The sequence below is a fragment of the Pseudomonas sp. G.S.17 genome, from assembly GCF_038096165.1.
In the GTDB taxonomy this organism is placed as follows: domain Bacteria; phylum Pseudomonadota; class Gammaproteobacteria; order Pseudomonadales; family Pseudomonadaceae; genus Aquipseudomonas.
On sequence record NZ_CP151076.1, the window covers coordinates 3,503,402 to 3,518,241 of the forward strand.

At 59.3% G+C, this 14,840-nt stretch carries 16 protein-coding genes and 1 pseudogene; 7 read left to right on the top strand and 10 right to left on the bottom strand.

The features are described from left to right. The first annotated feature begins 62 nt into the window (after positions 1–62). Entirely contained in the window at positions 63–1,559 is a 1,497-nt protein-coding gene (locus tag AABC73_RS16550) for an FAD-dependent oxidoreductase (protein WP_341520108.1), read from the top strand. 9 nt (positions 1,560–1,568) lie between these two features. On the opposite strand, the gene AABC73_RS16555 is transcribed toward AABC73_RS16550, so the two are convergent. Next, positions 1,569–1,943 carry a cupin domain-containing protein gene (locus AABC73_RS16555; RefSeq protein ID WP_341520109.1) on the bottom strand — a complete coding sequence of 125 codons (375 nt, stop codon included), beginning with the start codon at positions 1,941–1,943 and terminating at the stop codon, positions 1,569–1,571. A 102-nt stretch (positions 1,944–2,045) separates the two neighbouring features. Here AABC73_RS16555 and AABC73_RS16560 point away from each other — a divergent pair, with 102 nt between their 5' ends. After that, the gene (locus tag AABC73_RS16560; protein ID WP_341520110.1) at positions 2,046–2,951 is read left to right on the top strand and encodes a LysR family transcriptional regulator; all 906 of its coding nucleotides are present in this window, start codon (positions 2,046–2,048) and stop codon (positions 2,949–2,951) included. Here the strand turns inward: AABC73_RS16560 and AABC73_RS16565 are convergent. Beyond that, positions 2,916–3,506, bottom strand: a complete 591-nt coding sequence (locus AABC73_RS16565; protein ID WP_047578098.1) for an NAD(P)H-dependent oxidoreductase — start codon at positions 3,504–3,506, stop codon at positions 2,916–2,918. The two genes, AABC73_RS16560 and AABC73_RS16565, sit on opposite strands and share 36 nt — an antisense overlap. Before the next feature lie 188 nt (positions 3,507–3,694). Here AABC73_RS16565 and AABC73_RS16570 point away from each other — a divergent pair, with 188 nt between their 5' ends. Beyond that, complete coding sequence (locus AABC73_RS16570) at positions 3,695–4,441, top strand: transporter substrate-binding domain-containing protein (RefSeq protein ID WP_341520111.1); 747 nt, start codon at positions 3,695–3,697, stop codon at positions 4,439–4,441. 57 nt (positions 4,442–4,498) lie between these two features. On the opposite strand, the gene AABC73_RS16575 is transcribed toward AABC73_RS16570, so the two are convergent. After that, complete coding sequence (locus tag AABC73_RS16575) at positions 4,499–5,395, bottom strand: LysR substrate-binding domain-containing protein (RefSeq protein ID WP_331152480.1); 897 nt, start codon at positions 5,393–5,395, stop codon at positions 4,499–4,501. 109 nt (positions 5,396–5,504) lie between these two features. Here AABC73_RS16575 and AABC73_RS16580 point away from each other — a divergent pair, with 109 nt between their 5' ends. Further along, a complete protein-coding gene (locus AABC73_RS16580) occupies positions 5,505–6,116 on the top strand; it encodes a glutathione S-transferase (protein ID WP_341520112.1) in 612 nt (203 codons plus the stop codon). Between the two features lie 84 nt (positions 6,117–6,200). On the opposite strand, the gene AABC73_RS16585 is transcribed toward AABC73_RS16580, so the two are convergent. The 4 genes from AABC73_RS16585 to AABC73_RS16600 form a co-directional block, all read right to left on the bottom strand. Continuing rightward, on the bottom strand, positions 6,201–6,896 hold the full coding sequence (locus tag AABC73_RS16585; protein WP_331152478.1) for a tRNA (adenine(22)-N(1))-methyltransferase TrmK: 696 nt from the start codon (positions 6,894–6,896) through the stop codon (positions 6,201–6,203). Between the two features lie 79 nt (positions 6,897–6,975). Then, positions 6,976–8,202, bottom strand: coding sequence for an arabinose transporter (locus tag AABC73_RS16590; RefSeq protein WP_341520113.1), 1,227 nt, complete (start codon positions 8,200–8,202; stop codon positions 6,976–6,978). Positions 8,203–8,215: 13 nt separating this feature from the next. Beyond that, a complete protein-coding gene (locus tag AABC73_RS16595; RefSeq protein WP_341520114.1) occupies positions 8,216–9,082 on the bottom strand; it encodes an SDR family oxidoreductase in 867 nt (288 codons plus the stop codon). A gap of 25 nt (positions 9,083–9,107) precedes the next feature. Next, on the bottom strand, positions 9,108–9,764 hold the full coding sequence (locus AABC73_RS16600; RefSeq protein ID WP_331152476.1) for a class I SAM-dependent methyltransferase: 657 nt from the start codon (positions 9,762–9,764) through the stop codon (positions 9,108–9,110). Between the two features lie 130 nt (positions 9,765–9,894). Between AABC73_RS16600 and AABC73_RS16605 the strand changes: the two are divergent. Continuing rightward, positions 9,895–10,526, top strand: a pseudogene (locus AABC73_RS16605) (TetR family transcriptional regulator). A 23-nt stretch (positions 10,527–10,549) separates the two neighbouring features. Here the strand turns inward: AABC73_RS16605 and AABC73_RS16610 are convergent. The 3 genes from AABC73_RS16610 to AABC73_RS16620 are packed head-to-tail and all read right to left on the bottom strand — an operon-like array spanning position 10,550 to position 12,821. Beyond that, positions 10,550–11,245 carry an HAD-IA family hydrolase gene (locus AABC73_RS16610; protein ID WP_341524258.1) on the bottom strand — a complete coding sequence of 232 codons (696 nt, stop codon included), beginning with the start codon at positions 11,243–11,245 and terminating at the stop codon, positions 10,550–10,552. 22 nt (positions 11,246–11,267) lie between these two features. Beyond that, positions 11,268–11,642 (bottom strand): RidA family protein, encoded by a 375-nt coding sequence (locus AABC73_RS16615; protein ID WP_341520115.1) that lies wholly within the window; start codon positions 11,640–11,642, stop codon positions 11,268–11,270. Between the two features lie 45 nt (positions 11,643–11,687). After that, a complete protein-coding gene (locus tag AABC73_RS16620) occupies positions 11,688–12,821 on the bottom strand; it encodes an alanine racemase (protein ID WP_341520116.1) in 1,134 nt (377 codons plus the stop codon). Between the two features lie 87 nt (positions 12,822–12,908). Between AABC73_RS16620 and AABC73_RS16625 the strand changes: the two genes are divergently transcribed. Both AABC73_RS16625 and AABC73_RS16630 read left to right on the top strand, forming a co-directional pair. Continuing rightward, on the top strand, positions 12,909–13,814 hold the full coding sequence (locus tag AABC73_RS16625; protein ID WP_341520117.1) for a LysR family transcriptional regulator: 906 nt from the start codon (positions 12,909–12,911) through the stop codon (positions 13,812–13,814). Positions 13,815–13,940: 126 nt separating this feature from the next. Next, positions 13,941–14,837, top strand: a complete 897-nt coding sequence (locus tag AABC73_RS16630; RefSeq protein WP_341520118.1) for a LysR family transcriptional regulator — start codon at positions 13,941–13,943, stop codon at positions 14,835–14,837. Positions 14,838–14,840: the final 3 nt, after the last annotated feature.

Consider the following 14,840-nt stretch of genomic DNA (forward strand, 5'->3'; position numbering starts at 1 on the left):
CTTCGATGGCATAGCCTTTCTCCTAATGCGTGCATAATACACTCAATCAGGAAGGCGACGACATGAAATCATTCACCGATGTGCTGATTTGCGGAGCGGGTGCGGCAGGCTTGACGCTTGCCATAGACCTGGCGCGACGTGGCGTGGCGTTCCGTCTTCTGGAAAAGATGCCGGCACCGTTCCACGGTTCAAGAGGCAAAGGCATTCAGCCCCGCACCCAGGAAGTCTTTGAGGATCTGGGCATCATTGACCGCGCCGCAGCCGCCGGGGGCCTGTACCCGCCAGCCCGGAAATATCTGGCGGATGGCAGCTTTACCAAGCCCGAGACCACAGAGTCCGCCCGCCATACGACGCCTTCGGAGCCCTATCAGCAGCCGCTCATGCTCCCCCAATTCCTGACTGAAGCGGTGATGCGCGAGCGACTGGCAGAGCTGGGCCATTATCCGGAGTACGCCTGCGAGCTGGTGGGCCTGAAGCAAAGTGACAAGGGCGTCGAGGCCAGAATTGCCAGCCCTGAGGGCGAGAACATCCTGCAAGCCCGCTATCTGGTCGGCGCGGATGGCGGTCGCAGCTTTGTGCGTAGTGCGGTGGGTATCGGATTTCCAGGCGCGACACTGGGTATCCGCGCCGTAGTGGCTGACATTGTCCTCAAAGGCTTGACCCGGGACGCATGGCACCAGTTTGGCTCCGGAGCGCAGCAACTGCATTTATGTCCGCTGGCGGGGACCGAACTCTTTCAACTGCAAGCCCCCATTCCTACTGAAGGCGATGTGGACTTATCCGCCGCAGGCCTGGAAGTCATGGTGACCGAGCGAACCGGTCGTACTGATATCGAGATTGCATCGGTCCATTGGGCGTCCGCCTACAGCATGAATGCGCGTCTGGCCGATTTCTACCGCGTGGGCAACGTGTTCCTGGTGGGTGACGCCGCACATATTCATCCGCCAACGGGAGGCCAGGGTCTGAACACCAGCGTTCAGGATTCCTACAACCTTGGATGGAAGCTGGCCGCAGCCCTTGCCGGACCTTCTGACAAGCTCCTGGATACCTACGAGGAGGAGCGCCGCCCTATCGCTGAGGGCATGCTCAAGCTTGCAATAAAATTGCTGGATGCGTCCAAAACAGGCGAAAACCGCCGGGGCCGTGAAGTGCAACAACTCGATATCGGCTACCCGGACTCTTCACTGTCCTTGCAACAAACGGATCGAACTCGCGAACTGGTCGCCGGTGCGCGCGCCCCTGATGCGCAGATTCGCGGGGCGGGAGGACAGCCAACTCGGCTTTTCGAATTGTTCAAGGGCACGCATTGGACCCTGCTGGGTTACCAGACATCCCGCTGCGCAATGCCAGTGCTCAGCCACTTGCGCACCCATATTTTCGGGCCGGGTGGTGACGTCATCGATGAGTGCGGACAGGTCAGTGATGCCTACGGTTTATCCGCTGGGGACTGGGTTCTTGTGCGACCCGACTGCTATATCGCGGCCATCGTTTCGTCCGCACGTGAAGAGACGCTGAAACGCTACATCAGCTCGATGGTAAGTCCGCCCTCACGTTTTTGATGTCGGCCCTTATCGCAGCTGTTGCTCGACAGACACGCTTCTCGGGCTGATTTCATCCCCGGTATGCAGTGTGGTGACCGTTTCAATCAGCACGATTCCGCACTCGTCCAACGCCACGGGATTGTGCCGGACGCCTCTGGGGATGACGCAGAACTCACCAGGCTGGAGGACGATGTCCCGATCTTCCAACTGAATCTTGAGGGTTCCATAAACCACCATGAACAGCTCATCTTCATTGGCATGGGCATGCCACATCAGCTCGCCTTTGAGCTTGGCAACCTTGATGTACTGATCGTTGACCTGACCAATGACCTGTGGCGACCAGTATTGGCTGACCTTGGCCAAGGCTGACTCGATGTTTGTGGTGTGACCGCTGAGCATCATGAGCAGGACTCCGTAGAAGGGATCACCAATTTACCTGGGAGGGATGACGGGCAATATCGAATGTTTATAATGCGGCCATTAGCAACTGTAATGGCCCTCACAATGTCCAGATTGCGCACCATCGACCTTGCCCTGATCCGCACCTTCGTTGCGGTTGCGCAGACCGGCAGCATCAGCGCGGCCGCACGTCAGCTGCATCTCACCCAAGGCGGTATCAGCCAGCAGGTCAAGCGGCTGGAGAGGTTTTTCGACTGTCTGTTGCTGGAACGCGATCCTCAGGGAACGCAGCTGACCGACCGTGGGGCGGATTTTCTGCCCAAAGCCCGCCGTCTGCTCAAGCTCAACGACAGTGTGTGCGAGGAAATGATCGGGCCGCAGATCAGAGAAACGGTACGGGTTGGCGTGCCTTACGACATGGCCGGAGCACATTGCGCCCCCATTCTGAAAGCCTTCGCCCATCGCCATCCAAACGTAGAGGTCACGATTGTGACCGGCTCTTCGGTCGATCTGCTGCAGGATTTTTCCAGAGGTCTGGTGGATCTGACTATGAGTCAGTGCCCTGAGGACGAGGCTGTTGGCGAGCGGCTCAGCCTGGAACCCTTGGTCTGGATCGGCGCGGCGGACGAACTGTTTCGCCAAAGGCCATTACCTCTGTGTTTCGTGACGCCAACCTGCACCTTTCGCCGTACGGTATTCTCACTGCTGGGCCAGGCGAACATCAGTTGGCGAGTGGTATTCGAAAACGCCTCGGTGGATGCCACGCTGTCCACCGTACGCAGCGGCCTGGCCCTGACGCCGTGGTTACGCTCGCTGATGCCGGGAGATTTCCGGGAGCTGGGAGCAGATTCCGGACTGCCCTTGTTGCCCGACTTCGCCATCGAGCTGCACGTCTCGCACAGCGCAGGCGACGGGGCACTGGAGATGGCGGAGGTTATTCGCGAGCACTATCGCCAGTCGGCAATGCTGCCCACATTAATAGGGCGTGCCGCTCGCGCGCTGACGCCGTAGCGCCTGCGCATACCATTCAAACTCGTCCAGAAATCCATTCATTTGCCTGGTTGTGCGCTCCTCTTTGGCTTGCCCATCGTCACTCAGGGCGTCACCGATTCGAGGAATGGCAAACAGGCTCGGAATACTCGGCATGCCCAATTCCCCGAGGATCATCCGCAGCTGCATTGCCGCCCGCACGCCCCCATATCCGCCAGCGGAGTAACAGGTTATCGCCGAAGGCCGCCAGAAATACTCTTCCAGAAAATGATCCAGCAGATTTTTCAACGCTGGCGGTACCCCGTGATTGTATTCAGCGCTGACCAACAGAAAACCATCGGCTCGACGGTACAGGGTAGCCAGTTGCTCCAGCTCGGCCGGTGCCGAACCTTTTGGGTACTCCTTATACATACGGTCCAGCAAGGGCAAGCGAGTCACCATCGGGTCGACCAGCACTGCCTCATGGCCACGTTGTTCAAGCGCCGCCAAAAGCAAGCGCGCGGCTTTTATCCCTTGCCGGTCGGAACGCACAGAGCCGAGCAATACGGCGATGGTAAGCGGTTCGGAGTGGGTCATGATCAGGGCTCCTGGATAATTGGGTCTATCGAGAATAGCCGCCGATTGTGCGAAAGGAGAATAACCGCGGCGCCATCAATTCTGCCCCGCTACGTGACTTCACCGACATTGGACGAGGATCCCGGTCTATGCTTGTCTTGCCTGTTCGATCCGTCCTGGAACACCGAACAGCCCACCGGGCAGAAAACGTGAAACATTGGACACTTGCCGCCGCATCGTTGTGGGTATTGCTCGGCACTCCTGCGAGGGCCGAGCCGTATCAGGTCGTTACCGAAGAATGGGCACCGTACAACTACGAAGAGAACAATCAGCTCACCGGCATGACCACGGAAATCGTCCGGGCGATCATGGCGCTGACCGGAGATAACTTTGAAGTGGTGCTGCTGCCCAGCATGCGAGCCACCCGCGTATTACAAACCCGGCCCAGGACGATCATGTATTCCATGTTCCGCACGGCTGAGCGTGAGCCGTTATACAAGTGGGTTGGGCCGATCGTTGAGGAGTCCATCCACCCCTATCAGTTGGCCAACGCGCCGCCGGTGAATTCCCTGGAGCAACTGCTGCACGCGCCGCGGATCACAACCCGCCATGCCGGCCTGGTACCCGATATGCTGCAGTCGCTGGGTTTCAACAACCTCGACAAAAGCGCCACCGAAAACCTGCAGCTCTACCGCATGCTGATGGCCGGGCGCACCCGCATCATCATTGGCGATACCGATGCCGGGGTAGTTTTTTACAGCCGCCAGTTGAACATCGCGCCCGGAACGCTACGGCAGATCCCCATCGAGCTCTATCGCTCGTCGTTGTACATCGCCTTCAGCCGCGACTGTGACGACGAACTGGTCGCCGCCTGGGCCAAGGCTTTGGCGCAACTGCGTCACTCGGGCGAGCTGGAACGCATCCAGCGTCAATACCAGCAAACGGTCGGGCAATAAAGCGCGGAAGCGGCGCCACTGTCCCCAGCCATATTCCACCGCGACGGGCATCGACTGTTATGTCGATGACCCAGGATTCAGGTATTCATCGACCTCTGTAATCAACCATTCGGAAAAATCACGTTGCCGCGATTTCGAGCGTTCCTGATTGGGCACTACGAGCCAATAAGGATAAGGGTAAGGCGCGGTAAACTCGGTAAGTTGTACCAACTCACCTTGCGCAATGGCGTCGTGCACAAGGCTGCGGCGTTCCAGAGCAATGCCCTGGCCAAGGCTAACCGCCCGCAGCACGAGGTTGGAGTCATTGCTGCATAGCCCCACTCGCGGTACGTCTGCGTCCAGACCCGCTGCGCGGCACCACGGCTGCCACGACTCCATGCTGAAAATGATTGTGCTCCTGATGATTTCCTCTGGCGTTCGCGGAAGCTCTCCACCGTTGAAATGCGGCGCGGCTACAACGAGGGTTTCGTCATGGAACAGCAACCGACTTTCCATGCCCTCCCAATCCCCGTGCCCTATACGGATGCCCAGGTCCACAGATTCCTTATGCAAACTGGACACCGCCAGACCGGCCTGCAAGCGAACACTGACATCAGGATGCAGCGCCAGGAAACGCGGCATGCGAGGCACTAGCCAGCGACATCCGAACGACGGCAGAACAGCAACGACCAACTCGCTGGACTTGGGTTGCGCCTTGATCAGGCGCGTTGCTTCAGCGATGTCACCGAGCGCTTCGCGAATCTGCAGGGCGTACAACCGCCCATCTTCGCTGACCCGAAGCCCTCGCCCCTCGCGCACGAACAAGGTGACCCCGATTGTCTGTTCAAGCACTTTGATCTGCTGGCTGATGGCCGAGTGGGTGACATGCAGTTCCTTGGCCGCCGCATTCACGCTACCCAATCTTGCCACCGCTTCGAAACTGCGCAGGCCAGTAGCAGGAGGAATGTTGAACATGTAAGAAATACTTACCTATATTGATAATAATTGCCGATATTCTAGTCAGTAATAGCGCGCTAATGTAAGGCATTGTAAATACTTGGTCATACGAGACGGAGAGTAGCAAATGAAGCTTTGGGGCATGCTGGATTCACCCTATGTTCGCCGAGTCGCCATTTCCCTGGACGTGTTCGGGGTCGAATTCGAACATGAGCCATTGTCCGTGTTCAGCACGTTCGAGGCGTTTGCCCAGATCAATCCGGTGGTCAAAGCGCCGACACTGTCCCTCGACGACGGTACGGTACTGATGGATTCGACGCTGATCATTGACTACTTCGAAGCCACCAGCGCCCCGGCCGCCAAGCTGTTGCCGCAGCAACCACAGGCTCGAGGTGCGGCCTTGCGCACCGTAGGGCTGGCATTGGCGGCCTGCGAAAAAGCCGTGCAAGTGGTCTATGAACACAAGCTGCGACCCGCGCAAAAGCTGCACCAGCCTTGGGTGGAGCGCATCACCCGGCAACTGCTGGCTGCTTGTCATGAGCTGGAAACACAGATCACCACAGCCGAACCGCCGCGAAATCCTCGGCCGGACCAGGCGGCGATCAGCACCGCGGTTGCATGGTCGTTCATTCAGTTGATGGTGCCCGACCTCGTCAAGTCCGAGGACTTCCCTGCGATCCGCGCATTTGCCGAGAGTCTGGAACAGACTGAACTGTTCCAACGCTATCCCATCGCTTGAGTACTGGCAGCGGCCCGGCTGAATCCGAGTCAGATATGGCTGCGAATCAAGGCCGGTTCAAAGTGTGCTTCACTTCGTCCAGGCTCAAGCCAGCAACTCGGTAATCCACCGGACATGCCGGGCGACCTCCAGTACTTTCTCCTCGGGCACGGCCTGCTGTGCCCGGGCGAATTGGCTCAGGGTCCGCTGCTTCAGGCGCAGCAGGCGTTGCCACTTGAACAGGAACGCCGGGCTACGTGCCTGCATCTGCAGCGGACCGAAGTACAGTTCTTCGGCGGTGTACATCACCGGCCCGGCACGCTCGGCGACGATGATTTCGTAATCGAAGCGGTTCTCCCGCAGCACTTCTTCCCAGAGGATGCAGTAACCATTGTCCATCAGCCATTGACGCAATGGCTGCTCGCCGCCGTTGGGCTGCAGGATCAGGCGCTCCTGGCCGTTCAGGTGCGCCTTGCCGCTGTCGAGGATGTCGCGGATCGTCTCGCCACCCATACCGCACAGGCTGATCGCGGTGATTGCATCGCCCGGCTCGATTGCCGCCAGGCCATTGGCCAGGCGCACGGTGATCCGCTGGTCCAGACCGCTCTCGCGCACGGTGCGTTGGGCCGCGTGGAATGGCGTCAATGCCACCTCACCGGCCACCGCTGCCGCGATTGCGCCTCGACGCATCAACGCCACCGGCAGATAGCCGTGATCCGAGCCGATATCGGCCAGCCGCGCACCGGCCGGCACATGCGCCGCCACGCGTTCCAGGCGCATGGACAATGTCTGTTGATTCAACTGCAGCCCCTTTTCACCACGAACGCCCGGCAACGTCGGCCGGATCGGAGGGCGATTCTGTCGAGCAACGCCGTCTATTTCAAGCCTGACGCCCTCCTCCCTGCGCTTTGCAAAGCAGTATCAACGCCACGCCCACCGACAGGGCAACCGTAGCGGCTCCCGCCAGATACACCGAAGCAACCCCCGCCACACCCGCCAGGACACCGGCCAGCGGAATGCTGATCCCCAACGAGATGTCCAGAAACGCAACGTAGGCGCCCATTGCCAGGCTGCGCGACTGCGGTGGTGCCCGTTTTATTGCCTCAACACCAAAACCGGGAAACGCCAGTGAATACCCGAAGCCGGTCAGTGCCGCGCCCAGATAAGCCATCAAGGGAGAATCCGCGCCCCAGATCAGCAACTGCCCTGCTGCTTCAATGATCACGCAGACCAACGCCACCTTGGCACCGCCGATGCTGTCTGGCAGATGACCGAAGAAAATGCGCGCGCCGATAAACGCCAGGCCAAACGCAGTAAACGCCAACGATGCATTGCCCCAGTCTTTGGCGGCAAACAGCAGCGCCACAAAAGCGGTAATCACACCGAAGCCGACGCTGGAACATGCCAGGCCCAGGCCGGGCACCCAAACCGCGCTCAACACCTTGAAAAACGAGGTGCGCCGCTGGCTGGTGGGTGGGACGCCTTGCGCCCCCGCCACGATTGCCAACGCCAGCAGCGGAATCATTGACGTCGCCACTGCAATCCCGCCAAAACCCCATTCGCCATTGACCACCACGCCGAGGGGCGCACCCAGCGCAAAAGCGGCGTACATCGCAATGCCAATCCAGGCCATGACCTTGCCAGCGTTCTGCGGCCCCACCAACCCGACGCCCCAGCCCATTGAGCCGGTCACGATCAGGCTTTCGCCCAAGGCCAGCACCACGCGCCCGGCGAGCAAAATCCACACCGAAATCACCGGCACGTCCACAAATGCCAGCGACGCCAGATAGAGCAATCCTGAGCTCGCCGCGACCAGAATACCGGTGAGCATGGCGCGCTTGGCGCCGCGCATATCGGCAAAGTTTCCGGCCCAGGACCGCGACAACAGCGCCGCAGCGAACTGCACGCCGATCACCAGACCGACCACCAACGTGTTCATGTCTAAGGTGTTGTGCAGGTGCAGCGGCAGCACCGGCAGTTGCATACCAATGATTAGAAAGCTGACAAATACGGCGGCGGTAATGGGCAGCAATTTCAGCAGCACATTGATAACCGAAGGCGCGAGTGCTGCCGGAGCCGAAGAATGCTCGCTGCTTTGTTGTGTCATGGAAAGCGTCCTTTCAGAGGGCGAAATAGGCAGGTTGATCAAGGTCCGTCAGCAGGTCGGGGCCGCTGGGTGTCCAGCCAAGCAATGCTCGCGTGTGGGCGCTGGACACCGTCATGTCGGCCCCGGCCATCGTGGCGAACCAGCCAAAGTGGGCTGGCTCTCTGGACTCCACCGGCAAGCCGAGTCGTCGCCCAATGACCTCGGCAATGGCCTTGAACGGCACGGCTTCGTCAGCGACCGCGTGATACGCCGCCGAAGTGACACCCTGCTCCAGGACCAACCGATAGACCTGCGCGGCGTCCGTTCGACAAACACCGGACCAGCAGTTTTGTCCGTCACCGATGTAAGCCGATACGCCCGTCTCCCGGGCCAGCCGGATCAGGATGGGCAGGAAACCATGGTCGCCTGCACCATGCACCGAGGGCGCAAGCCGCACCGTCGCCGCACGTATGCCGCGCTCGGCCAGGGATCTGGCGGCGGCTTCGGACTGGCGTGGGGATGCCGAGTTGGGTTGTTGCGCCTCGGTTGCACCCCGGGGCAGCCCGGACAACCCTGAAGTAACAAGCAGCGGGCAGTCGGAACCTTTCAAGGAGTTTTCCAACGCTTCGATCACTTGCCGGTCTTGCTGGCAGTTCTCGGCAAATCTCGAAAAGTCATGATTGAAAGCGGTGTGGATGACCGCGTCTGCCATCCAGGCAGCACGGCGCAGTTTGTCCAGGTCATCGAGCGTAGCCCGCAGCACCTTAGCGCCCGTGGCTGCCAGCGCTTTTGCCTTGTCCTCGGAACGGGCCAGCCCTGTCACCAGGTAACCGGCGTTGAGCAAATCTTTTCCCACATCGGAACCCACCCAACCGGTGGCCCCCGTAACAAATACGTGCATGGTTCAATCCTCCATCGATAGGGTATTAGTTCAGGCGTACTGACAGCTCGACGTCCTCGCCGACCGGCACGGACAGGTAACCGTTTTGCGGCGAGCGAACGTAGGCCAGGTATTGCGGGCAGTAATCGGTGTTGTCGGCCACCACCACTGCGCCCGCGTTGAGGCGGCTTTCGACCAGGCTCAGCACATCGCTATAAAGAGCCTTTGCGCCGTCGAGCAGCAACAGGTCGACGGCATCAGGCAGATCAGTGGCCAAGGTGACCAGCGCATCGCCCTCGCGAATGTCCACCAGGTCGCTCACCCCGCCTTCAATCAGGTGCTCGCGGGCCAGGGCAATTTTCGACGCTTCGAATTCACTGCTGATCAGCACACCGCCGCCGTTGTCCCGCAGGGCGGCGGCCAGGTGCAAGGTCGAGAGCCCGAACGAAGTGCCGAACTCGACGATGGACCGCGCCTTCGCGCTGCGCGCCAGCATGTACAACAGCTTGCCGGTGTCCCGCGAGACCGGTAGCCACAGGTCTTTCAACAGGCCGTAGAGTTCTCGATAGTCCGTCTTGCTACGCATGAGGCGTTCGCGTTCATCAGCGGAAATCGTGCTGAACGCGTCGCTGGTGGCGGCGTTGGCGCGGGCGTACAGGCGTTCAATCAGCGGGGCCATCGGTGCTGCGGTAAGGGTGTTCATGGTCGCTTCCCGTTTCAAGGTTGAGCGCCTCAAGGCGCCGGGCTAATATGCGACTAATTCGTCGCATTAAAATTATGCGAGCAATCCGTCACATTCGCTATTCGCATTAGCACCCAGGCAGGAACGCCCTATGACCAGTCGCCAGACCTCGCAGATTTCCTCACGCAAACAGCCCAAACAGGCCCGATCGACCGAGCTGGTGGCGACCATCCTCGAAGCGGCTATTCAGGTTTTGGCCAAAGAAGGTGCGGCGCGTTTCACCACGGCCCGCGTCGCGGAAAAGGCAGGCGTCAGCATCGGTTCGGTGTATCAATACTTCCCCAACAAGGCCGCCATCCTGTTTCGACTGCAGAGTGATGAATGGCAGCAAACCACGCAAATGCTCTGCGCGATCCTCAGTGACATGGACAAGCCGCCCCTTGAGCGGCTGCGGACGCTGGTGCATACCTTTATTCATTCGGAGTGCGAAGAAGCGCAGATGCGGGTTGCACTCAATGACGCCGCGCCGCTCTACCGGACGCGCCCGAAGCGCACGAGGTTCGAGCGACGGGGGAGCAGATTTTTCAAACCTTCATGCTTGAACTGCTCCCTGAGGTCCCTGAAACAACCCGCGCCCTGGCCTGCGATTTGATATCCACGACCTTCAGTACGGTGGGAAAGGACTTCTCGGAAAGCCCTCGTACTGCCGCCGAAATTACTGCCTACGCTGATGCCATGGCAGATATGTTCAGCGCGTATGTGACCGTGCTTAATCAGCGCTGAGCGAGCCGAAGCGCGTCACTCGGTCAGTCGTGACCTGCAGAGCGGTGTGCGCTCAGGGTTGTGATGTCCTCAACCAGGCTATCCAGTGTCGGGCGCATGAATAACGGAGCAGGCGCGCCTGCTGGGGCATCGAGCCCTATCCGGTTATGCCAGAGGGTTGGCAAGCCGACTTTCTGCGTGCCAAACAGATCGTAGGCCGAGCCTGCGACGAATACAGCGTGAGCGGGCTCGACACCCGCAAGTTGCAGCGCGAGCCGGTAAGGTTCTGGATCAGGCTTGTAGAAACCGGCCTGTTCAGAAGTGACAATCACATCAAACGGCACGCCCAGCAGATCCGCTGCAAGGCGTCCCAACTTCTCCGAACAGTTGGTGACCACGCCCAGTTTGTAGTGCGGTGCCAATTCGCTGAGAACGCGTTTGGCCTCAGGCCACGGCTGCAACTCCGTCCAGCGCGCCTCCAGATTTGCTGCAGCCACCTTACCCAATCCCACGCTGATGGCGGCCTCCTCGACCAGCGTTTCATAGGGCCGATAGGTTCCACAGCCGTAAGTGGCTTTCAAATAAGCCATACGCCACGTGCGTCCCATTTCTTCGGAGCCTGCGACGGAATTCCACAGTGTCCACGAATCCAGTAACGCGGTGAGCAAGTCGAACAGGACGAGTTGCACCGCAGCCGCTGGTTGAGGAGCGTGCTGACCATTGTTGCAACCTGATTTCATAATCACTGCCCTTCTTCAAGAGTTATTCAATTTCAGCCACTGCTGATATTTCCACCAAGGCCCCATGATGGAGTGGTCCACAGGGGATGATCACTCGCGCAGGTCGATGCGCGCCCATCAGTGCCGAGTAAGTCGAATTGACGATCGGCCAGTCATCCACATCAACAATGTAAATCTGCACATTGACCAGGTTATTCAAGGAAGCTCCCGCCGCCTGGAGCACAGCTTCCAGATTTGCCATCGCTTGAATGCTCTGGGCTTTTATCCCCTCGGGAAACTCCTGTTCGCCTGGCGGAAACGGCAACTGCCCGGAAATGAACAGAAGCTTTCCCGCCAGTACGCCGTGAGAGTAATGCCCGCCTGGCGCAGGCAGTTTTTCCGCTGTGATCAACTTCATTTCCCGCTCCTTTACCGATCAACGTTCTGAATTCGAACTGAACAATCACCAGCCCGAGATACGTGGCCAGAAACCCAGGCCTCGTCCTTCGCTCAGAACGTGGTACCCGGCGTGCTGCGCCGAGGTCGCGCAAGCATGGTTCGGCAGAATTCGCAGCAGCGTGCCCAAGGGCGGAAAACTGGAGGGATCGAGCTTGCCGGATCGCGATGAAATGATTCCGTGCTCCTGGTTGGTTGCACTGACGATCAGATCACCAATCGGTTGGCCTGAGGCGTCGAACACGATGCCATAGCCTTGATCGACGGCCTGTTTAGCGGTGCCCCGATCACGAGAAAGTGCCATCCATCCCGCATCGGTGATGATCCAGCCTTTTTCAGCTTGATAACCGATCACAGACGTCAGGACCGAGACGGCAATATCCTGCACCTGACACACACCCAGGCCCGCCATGACCAGATCGAAGAATGCGAACACACCCGCGCGAACTTCGGTCACCCCTGATAAATTCTCGGTAAACAGCGCCGTGGGTGTTGAACCAATGCTGATGATCGACAGGTTGAAACCTGCACGGGTCAGCACCTGGCTGCTTTCGATAATTGCCGCGCGCTCCTGCCGGGCGCAAGCCTCGATTTGCGCGATTGACTGGCTGTCGTAGGACTTGCCGGCGTGGGTCATTACGCCGCTGACCCGGATGCCACTGGCGCTTAACAACTGCGCGATTTCAACCAGCAAGGGTGATTGCGGACCAAGGCCGGAGCGATGACCGTCGCAATCGATTTCCAGCAGGACATCAAACACCTGACCCGTGGTTTTGGCTAAATCGGCCAGTTGCCTGGCGGTCTGCAGATTGTCGAGCACCAGCTTGAGCGCTGCGCCTTTATGGATCAACGCGGCAGCATGAGCAAACTTGTTGGGCGCAATGCCAACCCCATACAAGATGTCGGTAAACCCTGCCTCGAAAAAGAAATCCGCCTCGCGCAGGGTGGAAACGGTAATCGGCCCGCGCCCACCGGCAAACAGGCGCTCGGTGACTTCCAGCGATTTGTTGGTCTTCACGTGGGGACGCAATACCACGTTGAACGGCGCCAGTTTATTGCGCATCCGCTGGATGTTGGCGTCGAGACGATCGCGGTCCAGCAACAAAGCCGGTGTTTCGATAGCAGAGTTGAGTGCTGACATGGGTGGTCTCCTGGAATGGCGCTATTCTAAACCTCCAGATTCAGATTAGAATTTAATGTTGCTAACTCTAATATTCAGTGAAACTTAATGAATGAAACACTCGATATCCGCTTTCTGCTGGTCATTCGGGAAAGTGAGAGTTTGCTGGCCGCGTCGCGCAAGCTGGGATTGACACCCTCGGCAGTGACCCAGCGGCTGCAGCAAATGGAAAAGAAACTGTCCATTCGCTTGCTGGATCGGTCGGCCCGGCAGCTGCGCTTCACCGATGAAGGCGAGCTTTTGTGCCTGCGGGGCGCAGAGCTGGTCGAGCAATTCGATAACCTGCTGGCGGATTTGCATGAGCGGCGCAGCGGCTTTGTCGGCAAGCTGAAAATCAACGCGCCCTTCGGCTTTGGACGCCAATATGTGGCGCCCGCGGTGGCCGCGTTTCAACGTCAGCACCCGGAAGTCGAGATTGCGTTGAGTTTGTCTGAACGGCCGATGGTCGAAGTGGCCGATCGGTTTGATGTCGTCATCCATATTGGCGAACTGCACGCGTCCAATCTGGTGTGCCATTCCATTGCGCCCAATCGCCGCTACGTGTGCGCGTCACCCGCCTTTCTCGAACAACACGGTCTGCCTGAACATCCCGAACAGCTGGCAAGCCTGCCGTGCATTGCGCTGCGCGAAAACAATGAAGACGTGACGCTCTGGCATTTTACGCGGGCGCGTAAAACGATCAGTGTGCGCGTTCGCCCCGCCTTGAGCTGCAATGAAGGAAGTGTCATTCGCCAGTGGGCATGCGAAGGTCACGGCGTCATCATGCGTTCGGAATGGGACGTTGCCGATGCTTTGGCGGATGGCACGCTGATCCGACTGCTGCCCGGCTGGAAGCTGCCGGATGCCAATGTCGTGGCGCTGACCCATCAACGTGAGGGACTGCCCGCTCGAACCCGCAACTTTTTGCGTTTTCTCCAGGATCAGTTCCTCCCGCAGCCGTCCTGGCGCCAATGAGCCGCCGGCCTCGCTCCACACACCCCCCGGAACGCTGCGAAATGCACACACTCATCAGGCAGACAAACTAATCTCCTGTTCCTGCTGATGCTTAATACGGAGATGGCCGTGGACCGGTTCCAGGAAATGAAAGTGCTGCTGGCCGTTACCGAGGCGAAGAGTTTCGGCGGTGGCGGCAAGATTTTGGGCATGTCGCCGTCCAGTGTGACGCGCGCCATCGCCGCGTTGGAGAGCCGCCTTGGCACGCTGTTGCTCGCCCGTAATTCGCGCACCCTTCGGCTAACCGAAGCCGGCCAGCGTTATGTGGAGGACTGCAAGCGCATTTTGCTGGAGCTCGAAGAGGCAGAAGAGCTGGCCTCCGGCAGCAGCCTGCGTGCGCGGGGTAGCCTGACGGTTACCGCGCCCGTGATGTTCGGCGAGCTGTTCCTGATTCCGCTGATTGCGCAATACCTGACGGCGCACACCGAAGTAGCGGTCAATGCCCTGCTGGTAGATCGCCTGGTGAGCATGGCCGACGAGGGCGTTGATGTCGCCATACGCATCGGACAGCTCCCCGAAGGAAGCTTCCACGCGCTGAAAGTGGGGGAAATCCGTTCGGTGATCTGTGCCGCACCCGCGTTTCTTGATCGCGTCGGCCGCCCTGCTCACCCGCAGGATATGCAGGGCGCGCAGATTGTCATGTCCTCGGCCAGCAGCTTACTGACCCACTGGCAGTTCAGCGGTCCGGATGAGGCCACGGTAATCACTCCGCAACCCCGTTTGGTGGTCAGCTCCAATCAGGCGGCCATCAATGCCGCGCGCATGGGGTGGGGCTTTACTCGGGTGCTTTCCTATCAGGTAGCGGAAGCCGTGGCCAAAGGTGAACTCGAGATTGTGCTTGCAGACTTTGGCACCCCGCCGCTGCCGGTGCATATCCTTTACCAGAGCGGCAGACAGGTTTCGGCCCGGGTGAGGACCTTTGTCGATCACTGTTACAGCAGGCTTGTGGACGATTCGGCACTGCAGCAATCGGGGACGCCGTAACTG

Excerpts from the sequence above, each read along its gene's own strand:
- AABC73_RS16550 (WP_341520108.1), top strand. The coding sequence starts at position 63 with ATGAAATCATTCACCGATGTGCTGATTTGCGGAGCGGGTGCGGCAGGC.
- AABC73_RS16555 (WP_341520109.1), bottom strand. The coding sequence starts at position 1,943 with ATGATGCTCAGCGGTCACACCACAAACATCGAGTCAGCCTTGGCCAAG.
- AABC73_RS16560 (WP_341520110.1), top strand. The coding sequence starts at position 2,046 with ATGTCCAGATTGCGCACCATCGACCTTGCCCTGATCCGCACCTTCGTT.
- AABC73_RS16565 (WP_047578098.1), bottom strand. The coding sequence starts at position 3,506 with ATGACCCACTCCGAACCGCTTACCATCGCCGTATTGCTCGGCTCTGTG.
- AABC73_RS16575 (WP_331152480.1), bottom strand. The coding sequence starts at position 5,395 with ATGTTCAACATTCCTCCTGCTACTGGCCTGCGCAGTTTCGAAGCGGTG.
- AABC73_RS16580 (WP_341520112.1), top strand. The coding sequence starts at position 5,505 with ATGAAGCTTTGGGGCATGCTGGATTCACCCTATGTTCGCCGAGTCGCC.
- AABC73_RS16590 (WP_341520113.1), bottom strand. The coding sequence starts at position 8,202 with ATGACACAACAAAGCAGCGAGCATTCTTCGGCTCCGGCAGCACTCGCG.
- AABC73_RS16595 (WP_341520114.1), bottom strand. The coding sequence starts at position 9,082 with ATGCACGTATTTGTTACGGGGGCCACCGGTTGGGTGGGTTCCGATGTG.
- AABC73_RS16600 (WP_331152476.1), bottom strand. The coding sequence starts at position 9,764 with ATGAACACCCTTACCGCAGCACCGATGGCCCCGCTGATTGAACGCCTG.
- AABC73_RS16610 (WP_341524258.1), bottom strand. The coding sequence starts at position 11,245 with ATGAAATCAGGTTGCAACAATGGTCAGCACGCTCCTCAACCAGCGGCT.
- AABC73_RS16615 (WP_341520115.1), bottom strand. The coding sequence starts at position 11,642 with ATGAAGTTGATCACAGCGGAAAAACTGCCTGCGCCAGGCGGGCATTAC.
- AABC73_RS16620 (WP_341520116.1), bottom strand. The coding sequence starts at position 12,821 with ATGTCAGCACTCAACTCTGCTATCGAAACACCGGCTTTGTTGCTGGAC.
- AABC73_RS16625 (WP_341520117.1), top strand. The coding sequence starts at position 12,909 with ATGAATGAAACACTCGATATCCGCTTTCTGCTGGTCATTCGGGAAAGT.
- AABC73_RS16630 (WP_341520118.1), top strand. The coding sequence starts at position 13,941 with ATGAAAGTGCTGCTGGCCGTTACCGAGGCGAAGAGTTTCGGCGGTGGC.